We start from the raw sequence: 13,415 nt of genomic DNA on the forward strand, positions 1-13,415 counted from the left end.
TTGTCCACATTTCTCCACGCTGACCGGCTGGTCAGTCCCGGCGGCGGCCGGCCCGGTGACCGCTGGTAACGTGGCGTGAAGCCCCGGTCCGGGCCCTCCGCGGCCCGCCGGAGTCAACCAGACGTCCTTTAACGACCCGTCCCGTGAGGCGGGGAAGGAGGTCCGCCGTGGCCTACCCACCGGCTGCCCACCCGTCGCCGCCGCGACAACCCTCGGTGAAGGTCATCCTCGCCGCCGCCGACGTGTCGCGGGTGGTCGACCGCATCGCCCACCAGATCCTCGAGAAGACCCAGGGCGCCGCCGACACCGTGCTGCTCGGCATCCCCACCCGCGGGGTCCCGCTCGCGAGGCGCCTCGCCGCCCGGATCAGCACCTTCGAGGACGTGACCGTCCCGGTCGGGGTGCTCGACATCACGCTCTACCGCGACGACCTGCGCCGGCACGCCACCCGCGCGGTCGGCCCCACCGACCTGCCCCCGGGCGGGATCGACGGCCGGCGGGTGGTCCTCGTCGACGACGTGCTCTTCTCCGGCCGCACCGTGCGGGCCGCCCTGGACGCGCTCAGCGACGTCGGCCGCCCGGCCTCGGTGCAGCTCGCCGTCCTGGTCGACCGGGGGCACCGCCAGTTGCCGATCCGCGCCGACTACGTCGGCAAGAACATCCCCACCGCGCTCGCCGAGAGCGTCAAGGTCACCCTGGCCGAGACGGACGGCGCGGACGAGGTCCGGCTGCACGGAGGCGCCGCATGATCCGTCACCTGCTCTCCGGGGCCGACCTGGACGCGGCCACCGCCACCCGGATCCTGGACACCGCGGCCGAGATGGCCACGGTCGCCGGCCGGGAGGTCAAGAAGCTGCCGGCGCTGCGCGGCCGGACCGTGGTCAACCTCTTCTACGAGGACTCCACCCGGACCCGGATCTCGTTCGAGGCGGCCGCCAAGCGGCTCAGCGCCGACGTGATCAACTTTTCCGCCAAGGGCTCCAGCGTGACCAAGGGCGAGAGCCTGAAGGACACGGCGCTCACCCTCCAGGCCATGGGCGCCGACGCGGTGGTCGTCCGGCACCCCGCCTCCGGCGCCCCGCACCGCCTGGCCAACTGGGTGGACGGCTCGGTGGTCAACGCCGGCGACGGCACCCACGAGCACCCCACCCAGGCGCTGCTCGACGCCTACACGATGCGGTCCCGGCTGGGTCGCCTGGACGGCCTGCACGTGGCGATCGTCGGCGACGTGCTGCACTCCCGGGTGGCCCGCTCCAACGTCCTGCTGCTCTCCACCCTGGGCGCGAAGGTCACCCTGGTCGGCCCGCCGACCCTCATTCCGGTCGACATCTCTCCCGCACTGGCCCCCGGCACCGACGTCTCCTACGACCTCGACACCGTTCTTCCCGGTGTGGACGTGGTGATGATGCTGCGGGTGCAGCGGGAGCGGATGAACGACTCCTACTTCCCCTCCGCCCGCGAGTACGCCCGCCGCTACGGGCTGGACGGGCCGCGGATGCGCCGGCTGCCGGAGCACGCGATCGTCATGCACCCCGGCCCGATGAACCGGGGGATGGAGATCACGCCCGAGGTGGCCGACTCGCCCCGCTCCACCATCGTCGAACAGGTCGCCAACGGGGTCTCCGTGCGGATGGCCGTCCTCTACCTGCTGCTCGGAGGGAACAACCGGTGACCGCGTACCTGGTCAGGAACGTGAGTGTGGTCGGCGCCGCGCCGACCGACCTGCTGATCCGCGACGGCGTCGTGGTGGAGACCGGGGCCGGCCTGGCCGCGCCCGACGCCACGGTGCTCGACGCCACCGGCCTGGTGGCCCTGCCCGGCCTGGTCGACCTGCACACCCACCTGCGCGAGCCGGGCCGGGAGGACGCCGAGACCGTGGAGTCCGGCTCCCGGGCGGCGGCGCTCGGCGGCTACACGGCGGTCTGCGCCATGGCGAACACCTCGCCGGTGGCCGACACGGCCGGCGTGGTCGAGCAGGTCTGGCGGCTCGGCCGGGAGGCCGGGCTGGTCGACGTGCAGCCGATCGGCGCGGTCACCGTCGGCCTGGCCGGCGAGCGGCTCGCCGAGCTGGGCGCGATGGCCGACTCGGCGGCCCGGGTGCGGATCTTCTCCGACGACGGGCACTGCGTCGCCGACCCGAAGTTGATGCGCCGGGCGTTGGAGTACGTCAAGGCGTTCGACGGGGTGATCGCCCAGCACGCCGAGGAGCCCCGGCTCACCGAGGGCGCCCAGATGCACGAGGGCGAGGTCTCCACCCGGCTCGGGCTGACCGGCTGGCCGGCGGTCGCCGAGGAGGCGATCATCGCCCGCGACGTGCTGCTGGCCGAGCACGTCGGCAGCCGCCTGCACATCTGCCACGTCTCCACGGCGGGCAGCGTCGAGGTGCTGCGGCACGCCAAGGCCCGGGGAGTGAAGGTCACCGCCGAGGTGACCCCGCACCACCTCCTGCTCACCGACGAGAAGGCCGCCACCTACGACCCGGTCTACAAGGTCAACCCGCCGCTGCGCACCGCCGCCGACGTCGCCGCGCTGCGGGCAGCCCTGGCCGAGGGCGTGATCGACATCGTCGCCACCGACCACGCGCCGCACGCCGTGGAGGACAAGGAGTGCGAGTGGGCGTACGCCCGGCCGGGCATGCTCGGTCTGGAGACGGCGCTCTCCATCGCGCTGGACGTGCTCGGGCCGCAGTGGGACCTCATCGCCGAGCGGATGTCCCGCGCCCCGGCCCGGATCGCCGGGCTGGACTCCCACGGCCTCGACCCGGCCCCCGGCGTGCCGGCCAACCTGACCCTGGTCGACCCGGCCGCCCGCCGCGTCGTCGAGCCGGCGGAGCTGGCCAGCCGCAGTCGCAACACCCCGTACGCCCGCATGACGCTGCCGGGTCGCATCGTGGCGACCTTCCTGCGCGGCGAGCCGACGGTCCTGGACGGAAAGGCTGTCAAGTAATGGCGAAGCGCAGAAGCGCGATCCTCGTCCTGGAGGACGGGCGCACGTTCCACGGCGAGGCGTACGGCAGCGTCGGGGAGACCTTCGGTGAGGCGGTCTTCAACACCGGCATGACCGGCTACCAGGAGACCCTCACCGACCCCTCCTACCACCGCCAGGTGGTGGTGCAGACCGCGCCGCACATCGGCAACACCGGCGTCAACGGCGAGGACGACGAGTCCGGCCGGATCTGGGTGGCCGGCTACGTGGTGCGCGACCCGGCGCGGATCGGCTCCAACTGGCGGGCCACGGGCGGGTTGGAGGACCGGCTCGCCGCCGAGGGCGTGGTCGGCATCAGCGGCGTGGACACCCGGGCCCTCACCCGGCACCTGCGCGAGCGCGGCGCCATGCGGGTCGGCATCTCCAGCATCGACGACGACCCGGTCGCCCTCCTCGACCGGGTCCGCCGCGCGCCGCAGATGGTCGGCGCGGACCTTTCCGCGGAGGTGACCACCGAGAAGCCGTACGTCGTCGAGGCGGTCGGCGAGCACCGGTTCACCGTCGCGGCGCTCGACCTGGGCATCAAGCGCAACGTGCCGCGCCGGCTGGCCGCCCGCGGTGTGACCACCCACGTGCTGCCCGCCGGCTCCCGCATCGAGGACCTGCTGGCCACCGGCGCGGACGCGGTCTTCTTCTCGCCCGGGCCGGGCGACCCGGCCACCGCCGACGGGCCGGTCGCCCTGGCGCGGGAGGTGCTGGGCCGGCGGATCCCGCTGTTCGGCATCTGCTTCGGCAGCCAGATCCTGGGCCGGGCGCTCGGCTTCGGCACCTACAAGCTCGGCTACGGCCACCGCGGCATCAACCAGCCGGTGCTCGACCGGGCCACCGGCAAGGTCGAGGTGACCAGCCACAACCACGGCTTCGCGGTCGCTTGGCCGGGCCGCGAACAGGAGCTCAGCGCCGTGCAGGAGCCGGGCCGAAGGCCCGGCTTGGTCGTCCCCGACCAGGTGATCGACACCGAGTTCGGCGGCGTCCAGGTCTCCCATGTCTGCCTCAATGACAACGTGGTCGAGGGGCTGCGGGCCAAGGACGTGCCCGCCTTCACCGTCCAGTACCACCCCGAGGCGGCGGCCGGCCCGCACGACGCGGACTACCTCTTCGACCGTTTCGCCGAGCTGATCGAGGGCCGCGGCCCCGACCGGAAGCAGAGTGAGGGGCGCACGGATGCCTAAGCGGACCGACCTCAAGCACGTCCTGGTCATCGGCTCCGGGCCGATCGTCATCGGCCAGGCCTGCGAGTTCGACTACTCCGGCACGCAGGCCTGCCGGGTGCTGCGCAGCGAGGGGATCCGGGTCAGCCTGGTCAACTCCAACCCGGCGACGATCATGACCGACCCCGAGTTCGCCGACGCCACCTACGTCGAGCCGATCACCCCGGAGTTCGTCGAGCTGGTCATCGCCAAGGAGCGCCCCGACGCGCTGCTGCCCACCCTGGGTGGGCAGACCGCGCTGAACACCGCGGTCGCCCTGCACGAGGCCGGCGTCCTGGAGAAGTACGGCGTCGAGCTGATCGGCGCCAACATCGACGCCATCAACCGGGGCGAGGACCGCCAGCTGTTCAAGGACATCGTGGCCAAGGCCGGCGTACGCCTCGGGCTGGACGACCCGTCGTCGCTGGTGCCCCGCTCCCGGGTCTGCCACTCGATGGACGAGGTCCGCGACACCGTCGGCGAGCTGGGCCTGCCGGTGGTGATCCGGCCGTCGTTCACCATGGGCGGCCTGGGCTCCGGCATGGCGCACACCGACGAGGACCTGACCCGGATCGCCGGGGCCGGCCTGGCCGCCAGCCCGGTGCACGAGGTGCTCATCGAGGAGAGCGTGCTCGGGTGGAAGGAGTACGAGCTCGAACTCATGCGCGACCGCCACGACAACGTGGTGGTCGTCTGCTCGATCGAGAACGTCGACCCGATGGGCGTGCACACCGGCGACAGCGTCACCGTGGCCCCGGCCATGACGCTGACCGACCGGGAGTACCAGCGCCTGCGTGACCTGGGCATCGCGGTGCTCCGCGAGGTCGGCGTCGACACCGGCGGCTGCAACATCCAGTTCGCGGTGAACCCGGCCGACGGCCGCATCGTCGTGATCGAGATGAACCCGCGGGTGTCCCGCTCCTCGGCGCTCGCGTCGAAGGCCACCGGCTTCCCGATCGCCAAGATCGCCGCCAAGCTGGCCATCGGCTACACCCTCGACGAGATCCCCAACGACATCACCCTGAAGACCCCGGCGGCGTTCGAGCCGACCCTGGACTACGTGGTGGTGAAGATCCCGCGGTTCGCGTTCGAGAAGTTCCCCGGCGCGGACCCGGAGCTGACCACCACCATGAAGTCGGTCGGCGAGGCCATGAGCCTCGGGCGCAACTTCACCGAGGCGCTGAACAAGGCGATGCGCTCGATGGAAACCAAGTCGTCGGGTTTCTGGACCACCCCGGACCCGGCGGGGGCCACCCGGGAGAACACCCTCGCCGCGCTGCGGATGCCGCACGACGGCCGGATCTACACGGTCGAGCGGGCGCTGCGGCTGGGCGCGTCGATCGCCGAGGTGACCGAGGCGTCCGGCGGCATCGACCCCTGGTTCCTGGACCAGATCGCCGCGCTCGTGGAGCTGCGGACCGAGATCGTCGACGCCCCGGTGCTCGACGCCCAGCTGCTGCGCCGGGCCAAGCGGGCCGGCCTCTCCGACCGGCAGCTCGCCGCGCTGCGCCCCGAGCTGGCGGCCGAGGACGGCGTCCGCACCCTGCGCCACCGGCTCGGCATCCGGCCGGTCTACAAGACGGTGGACACCTGCGCGGCCGAGTTCGAGGCGACCACCCCGTACCACTACTCGACGTACGACCAGGAGACCGAGGTCGGGCCCTCGGACCGGCCGAAGGTGCTCATCCTGGGCTCCGGGCCGAACCGGATCGGGCAGGGCATCGAGTTCGACTACTCCTGCGTGCACGCCGTGCAGGCGTTGCGGGAGGTCGGCTACGAGACGGTGATGGTCAACTGCAACCCGGAGACCGTCTCCACCGACTACGACACCGCCGACCGGCTCTACTTCGAGCCGCTCACCTTCGAGGACGTGCTGGAGGTCTGGCACGCCGAGGACTCCTCCGGCAAGGCGGCCGGCGGTCCGGGCGTGGTCGGGGTGATCGTGCAGCTCGGCGGGCAGACGCCGCTCGGCCTGGCCAAGCGGCTCAAGGCCGCCGGCGTGCCGATCGTCGGCACCTCCCCGGAGTCGATCCACCTGGCCGAGGAGCGCGGCGCGTTCGGCGCGGTGCTGTCCCGGGCCGGGCTGCGCGCCCCGGCGCACGGCATGGCCACCTCGTACGACGAGGCCAAGGCGATCGCCGACGAGATCGGGTACCCGGTGCTGGTGCGGCCCTCGTACGTGCTCGGCGGCCGGGGCATGGAGATCGTCTACGACGACGCCACCCTGCGCGACTACATCGGCCGGGCCACCGACATCTCGCCGGACCACCCGGTGCTGGTGGACCGCTTCCTCGACGACGCCATCGAGATCGACGTGGACGCCCTGGTCGACGCCGACGGCGCGGTCTACCTGGGCGGCGTGATGGAGCACATCGAGGAGGCCGGCATCCACTCCGGCGACTCCTCGTGCGCGCTGCCGCCGATCACCCTGGCCGGCTCGCACCTGGCCCAGGTGCGCCGCTACACCGAGGAGATCGCCCGCGGCGTCGGGGTGAAGGGCCTGCTCAACGTCCAGTACGCGCTCCAGGGCGACACGCTCTACGTGCTGGAGGCCAACCCGCGCGCCTCCCGGACGGTCCCGTTCGTCTCCAAGGCCACGGCGGTGCCGCTGGCCAAGGCGGCGGCCCGGATCGCGCTCGGCGCCACCATCGCCGAGCTGCGCGCCGAGGGGATGCTGCCGCCCACCGGGGACGGCGGCACCATGCCCGCCGACGCCCCGATCGCGGTCAAGGAGGCGGTGCTGCCGTTCAAGCGGTTCCGCACGCCGTCCGGCAAGGGCATCGACGTGCTGCTCGGCCCGGAGATGAAGTCCACCGGCGAGGTGATGGGCATCGACACCAACTTCGGGCACGCCTTCGCCAAGTCGCAGTCCGCCGCGTACGGGTCGCTGCCGACCGCGGGGAAGATCTTCGTCTCGGTGGCCAACCGGGACAAGCGCGGCATGATCTTCCCGATCAAGCGCCTGGCCGACCTGGGCTTCGAGATCGTGGCCACCACCGGCACGGCCGAGGTGCTGCGCCGGCACGGCATCGCCTGCGAGCAGATCCGCAAGCACTACGAGTCGGGCGAGGGTGAGGACGCCGTCTCGCTGATCCTCGGCGGCGACGTGGCCCTGGTGGTGAACACCCCGCAGGGCTCCGGCGCGAGCGCCCGCTCCGACGGCTACGAGATCCGCAGCGCCGCCGTGACGGCGGACATCCCCTGCGTCACGACGGTGCCCGGCGCGGCAGCGGCGGTAATGGGCATCGAGGCGAGGATCCGAGGCGACATGCGGGTCCGCCCCCTCCAGGAGCTCCACGCCGCCCTCCGGGCCGGCGAGTGACAGCCCCGCTGCCGTCGATCATGAAGTTGTTGTCCGGCGCGTCGGCGTGTCGGGGCGATAACTTCATGATCAACGCGGTCGGGCCGGGGAGGCGGGCGTGATCTTCGAGAAGGTTGTGCGGCCTCGGTTGTTCCGGATCGGGGGTGGGGACGCCGAGGCGGCGCATGAGTGGACCTTGGCGCGGCTTTCCTCCGTGGCTCGGCGGGCGGCTGTGCTCGGGGCATTGCGGGCGCGGTACTTCCGGGGGGCGCCGCGGACCGTGTTCGGGGTGGAGTTCCCCAATCCGGTCGGGCTGGCGGCCGGGATGGACAAGAACGGGGTGGCGCTGCCCGCCTGGCCGGCGTTGGGCTTCGGCTTCGTCGAGGTCGGCACCGTCACCGCGCACGCCCAGCCGGGCAACCCCCGGCCCCGGCTCTTCCGGCTGCGCGACAGCGAGGCCGTGGTCAACCGGATGGGCTTCAACAACGCCGGCGCCGACGCCCTCGCGGCCCGGCTGGCGGCGCTGCCACGCCCGCTCGGCGTGCCGCTGGGCATCTCGCTCGGCAAGTCCAAGGTGACCCCGCTGGACGACGCCGTCGAGGACTACCTGGCCTCCTACCGGGCGCTGAAGGCGCACGGGGACTACTTCGCGGTCAACGTGTCCTCACCGAACACCCCGGGGCTGCGGTCCCTCCAGGACCGGTCCCACCTGGACGCGCTGCTCGCGGCCCTGGTGGGGGACAAGCCGGTGCTCGTGAAGATCGCCCCCGACCTCACCGAGCCGGCCGTCGCCGAGCTGCTGGAGGTCTGCCTCGACCGCGGCGCGGCCGGGGTGATCGCCACCAACACCACCCTGGGCCGCGACGGGCTCGCCCCGGCCGACCGGGAGCGGGGCGCGGAGACCGGCGGCCTCTCCGGCCGACCGTTGACCGCCCGCGCCCGCGAGGTGGTCGCCTTCGTGCACCGCGAGACCGGCGGCCGGCTGCCGGTCATCGGCGTGGGCGGGATCCTCGACCCGGACGACGCGATCCGGATGTTCGACGCCGGGGCGAGCCTCGTCCAGCTCTACACCGGTTTCATCTACCGGGGCCCGGCCCTGGTCCGGTCGGTGGCCCGGGCGGCCGCCCGGCGCTGACACCACGAAGGAGAACCGTGACGCCCGAGGAGATCCTCGCCGCCGACCGCCGGCACGTCTGGCACCCGTACGCGGCCCTGCCGCCGGCCAGCCCACCGTACGTGGTGGACAGTGCCGAGGGCGTACGGCTGCGGCTGGCCGACGGCCGGGAGCTGGTCGACGGGATGTCGTCCTGGTGGGCGGCGATCCACGGCTACCGGCACCCGGTGCTGGACGCCGCGGTCACCGACCAGCTGGGCCGGATGAGTCACGTCATGTTCGGCGGCCTCACCCACGAGCCCGCCGTACGCCTGGCGCGGACCCTGGTGGAGCTGGCCCCGGACGGCCTGGAGCACGTCTTCCTGGCCGACTCCGGCTCGGTCAGCGTCGAGGTGGCGGTGAAGATGTGCCTGCAGTACCAGCGGGCCCTGGGGCGGCCGGAGCGTCGCAGGCTGGGCACCTGGCGGGGCGGCTACCACGGCGACACGTTCCACCCCATGAGCGTCTGCGACCCGGAGGGGGGCATGCACCACCTCTGGGGCGACGTGCTGCCCCGGCAGGTGTTCGCGCCGGTGCCACCGGCCGGCTTCGACACCCCGCCCGACCCGGCGTACGAGGCGGCGCTCGTGGACGCCGTCGAGCGGCACGCCGGCGAGCTGGCCGCGGTCATCGTGGAGCCGGTGGTGCAGGGCGCCGGCGGGATGCGCTTCCACAACCCGCACTACCTGCGGGTGCTGCGCGAGGTGACCCGGGCGCACGGGATCCTGCTGGTCTTCGACGAGATCGCCACCGGCTTCGGCCGGACCGGCACCATGTTCGCCGCCGAGCACGCCGGGGTCGCCCCGGACGTGCTCTGCGTCGGCAAGGCGCTCACCGGCGGGTACCTCACCCTGGCCGCGGCGCTCTGCACCCCCGAGGTGGCCCGCGCCATCTCGGCCGACGGGGTGCTGGCGCACGGCCCCACCTTCATGGGCAACCCGCTCGCCTGCGCGGTCGCCAACGCCTCCCTGGACCTGCTGCGGGCCGGGGACTGGGCCGGCCGGGTGGCGGGCATCGCCGAGGGGCTGCGGGCCGGCCTGGCGCCGCTGCGTGACGCCCCCGGGGTGACCGACGTGCGGGTGCTCGGCGCGATCGGCGTCGTGCAGCTCGACCACGAGGTGGACCTGCCCCGGGCGACCGCCGCCGCGGTGGCGCAGGGGGTCTGGCTGCGCCCGTTCCGGGACCTCGTCTACACCATGCCGCCGTACGTCTGCGACGACGCGGACGTGGCGCGGATCGCGGCCGGCGTGGCCGCGGCCGTCAAGGCCGGCTGAGCCCGGCGGACGGGACGACCGGCGGCGGGACGCCGTCGCCGGACACGACGCGGCCCGACGCCGCGCCAGGAGAGGGAGAGACGCGATGGAGACCTTCGGCGCCCGCCTGCACCGGGCCGTGGCCGAGCGGGGACCGCTCTGCGTGGGGATCGACCCGCACCCCGGGCTGCTCGCCCGCTGGGGACTGTCCGACGACGTCGAGGGTCTCGACCGGTTCTGCCGGACGGTGGTGGAGGCCATCGGCGACCGGGTGGCCGTGGTCAAGCCCCAGTCGGCGTTCTTCGAGCGCTTCGGGTCCCGGGGTGTCGGAATTCTTGAGTCAACTATCCGACAGTTGCGAAATTCGGGCTCGCTCGTTCTCCTCGACGTCAAGCGCGGCGACATCGGCTCGACGGTCAGCGCGTACGCGTCGGCCTACCTCGATCCATCCAGCCCGCTGTATGTCGACGCGGTCACCGCGAGTCCCTACCTCGGGGTAGGTTCGCTCGCGCCGATGTTCGAGCTGGCGGCCGCGCACGGCGGCGGCGTCTTCGTCCTGGCGCTCACCTCGAACCCCGAGGGAGCCGCCGTGCAGCGTGCCGTCGGGGCCGACGGGCGCACCGTGGCGCAGACCGTCATCGACGAGATTTCCCAGCTCAACCGGGGTGCCGAGCCGCTCGGCAGCTTCGGGCTGGTGGTCGGCGCCACGATCGGTGACACCGGTCATGACCTCACCGCGGTGAACGGTCCGCTGCTCGCCCCGGGGCTCGGCGCGCAGGGCGCGACGGCCGCCGACCTGCGTACCGTCTTCGGCTCGGCCCTGCCCTCGGTGCTGCCGTCGTACTCCCGGGAGGTGCTGGGCGCGGGGCCGGACCAGACCGCCCTGCTGGCCGCCACCGACCGCGTGCTGGCCGAGTGTCGGGCCGCCCTGGCCACGCGTGACTGACTGACGGCTCGGTCACTTTCCGTTGATCTTCGCGCGCCCACGTTGCCGAAAACGCCGTTGACCGCTAGTTTTCCCCGCGCTGGGAACCACTGACCCCTTTGGTTGCCAGCGACACCACGTTTCACAGCTGCGGCGGTGCACCCCGCCCGCCGTACTAGGGACCTGAGGAGAACTGGTGCCGCTCCCGTCACTGACCCCCGAGCAGCGCGCTGCCGCGCTGGAGAAGGCCGCGGAGATCCGCAAGGCCCGTGCTGAGCTGAAGGAACAGCTCAAGCAGGGCAAGACCACCCTCGCCACCGTCCTCGAGCGGGCCGAGTCCGACGACGTCGTGGGCAAGCTGAAGGTTTCGGCCGTGCTCCAGGCGATGCCGGGCATCGGCAAGATCCGAGCCACCCAGATCATGGAGAAGCTCAAGATCGCTGACAGCCGCCGACTGCGTGGCCTGGGCGAGCAGCAGCGCAAGGCGCTGCTTGGAGAGTTCGCCGCCAACTGAACGACCCACCGTGTAGAAACAAGCGGTGAGCACGGATGACGAGGCGCGCCCGGCGGCTCGGCTCACTGTCCTGGCCGGACCTTCGGGAGCCGGCCGGGAGAGTGTCGTCGAGCTGGTCCGGGCGCGCTTTCCGTCCGTGTGGGTGCCGGTGGCCGTGACCACCCGGCCGGCCTGCCCCGGCGAGGTGGACGGCGTCGACCGGCTCTTCGTCGACGCGGGCGACTTCGACCGCATGGTCGCGGCCGACGAGCTGCTCGAGTGGAGCCGGATCGGGCCGTACCGGCGCGGGGTGCCGCGCGCGGGCGTGCGATCCCGGCTCGCCGAGGGGCGGCCGGTGCTGCTCCCGCTGGACCTGCCGGGCGCGCTCGCCGTCCGGGCCATGGCGCCGGACGCGCGGCTGGTGCTGCTCACCCCGCCCACGTACCGGCCGGACCCGGCCGTCGCGGCCGCCTTCGCACACGCCGTCGTGCACGACCGGACCGAGCGCGCGGCCGACGAGCTGGTAGGCTTGCTCGGTTCTTCCTTCCTGGCTCCGGCCCGACCGCGCCCGAGCGGTTGAGAGGCCACCGCCCCCGGGCGGTGCACAACGACGCAGAGGTTAATTCGTGGGATCCATCGCCAACCCCGAAGGCATCACCAACCCGCCGATCGACGAGCTCCTCGAGAAGACCACCTCGAAGTACGCGCTGGTCATCTTCGCCGCCAAGCGCGCGCGCCAGGTCAACGCCTACTACAGCCAGCTCGGTGAGGGCCTGCTGGAGTACGTCGGCCCGCTGGTGGAGACCACCCCCCAGGAGAAGCCGCTCTCCATCGCCATGCGCGAAATCAACGCGGGTCTGCTCACCGCCGAGCCGACCGACCAGCCGTAAGCCCCGCCCGCGCCGATGGCCGCCGAGATCGTCCTCGGGGTCGGTGGCGGCATCGCCGCCTACAAGGCGTGTGAGCTGCTCCGGCTCTTCACCGAGTCGGGTCACCGGGTCCGGGTCGTGCCGACCGCGTCGGCGCTCCGTTTCGTCGGGGCGCCGACCTGGGCCGCGCTCTCCGGCCAGCCGGTCGCCGACGACGTCTGGTCCGACGTGCACGAGGTGCCGCACGTCCGCCTCGGGCAGCACGCCGACCTGGTCGTGGTGGCGCCCACCACCGCCGACCTGCTCGCCAAGGCCGCCCACGGCCTCGCCGACGACCTGCTCACCAACACCCTGCTGACCGCGCGCTGCCCGGTGGTGCTGGCGCCGGCCATGCACACCGAGATGTGGGAGCACCCGGCCACCGTCGCCAACGTGGCCACCCTGCGGTCCCGCGGCGTCCTGGTGATCGAGCCCGCCGTCGGCCGGCTCACCGGCAAGGACACCGGCAAGGGCCGGCTGCCCGACCCGGCCGAGATCTTCGCGGTCGCCCGCCGGGCCCTGGCCCGCGGCGGCGCCGCCCCCGCCGACCTGGCCGGCCGTCACGTGGTGGTCACCGCCGGCGGCACCCGGGAGCCGCTCGACCCGGTCCGCTTCCTCGGCAACCGCTCCTCCGGCAAGCAGGGCTACGCGTTCGCCCGCGCCGCCGTGGCCCGGGGCGCCCGGGTCACCCTGGTCTCGGCAAACGTCGCCCTCGCCGACCCGGCCGGTGCGGACCTGGTCCGGGTGGGCAGCACCGAGGAGTTGCGCAAGGCCACCCTGGAGGCGGCCGCCGACGCGGACGCCGTGGTGATGGCCGCCGCGCCCGCCGATTTCCGCCCGGCGACGTACGCGCCCGGTAAGATCAAGAAGTCGGACGACGGCAGCGCGCCCACGATCGAGCTGGTCACCAACCCGGACATCGCGGCCGAGCTGGGCCGGCGCCGGCGGCCGGAGCAGGTGCTGGTGGTCTTCGCCGCGGAGACCGGCGACGCCGAGGCCAACGGCCGGGCCAAACTCGCCCGCAAGCGCGCCGACCTCATCGTGATCAACGAGGTCGGCGTGGACAAGGTCTTCGGGGCCGAGACCAACGCCGCCACGGTGATCGGGGCGGACGGGTCGGTGCACCGGATGCCCGAGCAGCCCAAGGAGGACCTGGCCGACGCCGTCTGGGACCTCGTGGTCGCCCGCCTGCCGGAGCGGTCCTGAC

The 13,415-nt window shown here is 73.1% G+C and carries 12 protein-coding genes; all 12 read left to right on the forward strand.

Annotation, left to right across the window (positions count from 1 at the left end):
- Window positions 1–167: 167 nt before the first annotated feature.
- The 12 genes from pyrR to coaBC all read left to right on the forward strand — a co-directional run bounded on the left by pyrR (window position 168) and on the right by coaBC (window position 13,414).
- The gene (gene pyrR / locus ACQP12_RS11225; protein ID WP_357946019.1) at window positions 168–749 is read left to right on the forward strand and encodes a bifunctional pyr operon transcriptional regulator/uracil phosphoribosyltransferase PyrR; all 582 of its coding nucleotides are present in this window, start codon (window positions 168–170) and stop codon (window positions 747–749) included.
- The gene (locus ACQP12_RS11230; RefSeq protein WP_357946017.1) at window positions 746–1,672 is read left to right on the forward strand and encodes an aspartate carbamoyltransferase catalytic subunit; all 927 of its coding nucleotides are present in this window, start codon (window positions 746–748) and stop codon (window positions 1,670–1,672) included. Before pyrR ends, ACQP12_RS11230 begins: the two co-directional genes overlap by 4 nt.
- A complete protein-coding gene (locus tag ACQP12_RS11235) occupies window positions 1,669–2,946 on the forward strand; it encodes a dihydroorotase (protein WP_433287240.1) in 1,278 nt (425 codons plus the stop codon). The genes ACQP12_RS11230 and ACQP12_RS11235 overlap by 4 nt, the downstream gene beginning before the upstream one ends.
- Window positions 2,946–4,157 carry a glutamine-hydrolyzing carbamoyl-phosphate synthase small subunit gene (carA, locus tag ACQP12_RS11240; RefSeq protein ID WP_433287242.1) on the forward strand — a complete coding sequence of 404 codons (1,212 nt, stop codon included), beginning with the start codon at window positions 2,946–2,948 and terminating at the stop codon, window positions 4,155–4,157. Before ACQP12_RS11235 ends, carA begins: the two co-directional genes overlap by 1 nt.
- Window positions 4,150–7,497: a carbamoyl-phosphate synthase large subunit gene (gene carB, locus ACQP12_RS11245; RefSeq protein ID WP_433287244.1), complete on the forward strand. Its 3,348-nt coding sequence runs from the start codon at window positions 4,150–4,152 to the stop codon at window positions 7,495–7,497. The genes carA and carB overlap by 8 nt, the downstream gene beginning before the upstream one ends.
- Before the next feature lie 97 nt (window positions 7,498–7,594).
- Window positions 7,595–8,611 (forward strand): quinone-dependent dihydroorotate dehydrogenase, encoded by a 1,017-nt coding sequence (locus ACQP12_RS11250; protein WP_433287246.1) that lies wholly within the window; start codon window positions 7,595–7,597, stop codon window positions 8,609–8,611.
- A 17-nt stretch (window positions 8,612–8,628) separates the two neighbouring features.
- A complete protein-coding gene (locus ACQP12_RS11255; protein ID WP_433287248.1) occupies window positions 8,629–9,903 on the forward strand; it encodes an adenosylmethionine--8-amino-7-oxononanoate transaminase in 1,275 nt (424 codons plus the stop codon).
- Between the two features lie 85 nt (window positions 9,904–9,988).
- Window positions 9,989–10,828: an orotidine-5'-phosphate decarboxylase gene (pyrF, locus tag ACQP12_RS11260; protein ID WP_433287250.1), complete on the forward strand. Its 840-nt coding sequence runs from the start codon at window positions 9,989–9,991 to the stop codon at window positions 10,826–10,828.
- A gap of 175 nt (window positions 10,829–11,003) precedes the next feature.
- On the forward strand, window positions 11,004–11,321 hold the full coding sequence (gene mihF, locus ACQP12_RS11265; RefSeq protein WP_013285515.1) for an integration host factor, actinobacterial type: 318 nt from the start codon (window positions 11,004–11,006) through the stop codon (window positions 11,319–11,321).
- A 25-nt stretch (window positions 11,322–11,346) separates the two neighbouring features.
- Window positions 11,347–11,880 (forward strand): guanylate kinase, encoded by a 534-nt coding sequence (locus ACQP12_RS11270; RefSeq protein ID WP_433287253.1) that lies wholly within the window; start codon window positions 11,347–11,349, stop codon window positions 11,878–11,880.
- 46 nt (window positions 11,881–11,926) lie between these two features.
- A complete protein-coding gene (gene rpoZ, locus ACQP12_RS11275; protein WP_007075826.1) occupies window positions 11,927–12,190 on the forward strand; it encodes a DNA-directed RNA polymerase subunit omega in 264 nt (87 codons plus the stop codon).
- Window positions 12,191–12,205: 15 nt separating this feature from the next.
- Window positions 12,206–13,414, forward strand: coding sequence for a bifunctional phosphopantothenoylcysteine decarboxylase/phosphopantothenate--cysteine ligase CoaBC (gene coaBC, locus ACQP12_RS11280; RefSeq protein ID WP_433287255.1), 1,209 nt, complete (start codon window positions 12,206–12,208; stop codon window positions 13,412–13,414).
- The last annotated feature ends 1 nt before the right edge of the window (window position 13,415 follow it).

This window comes from Micromonospora sp. CA-244673, assembly GCF_050948395.1.
GTDB lineage: Bacteria > Actinomycetota > Actinomycetes > Mycobacteriales > Micromonosporaceae > Micromonospora.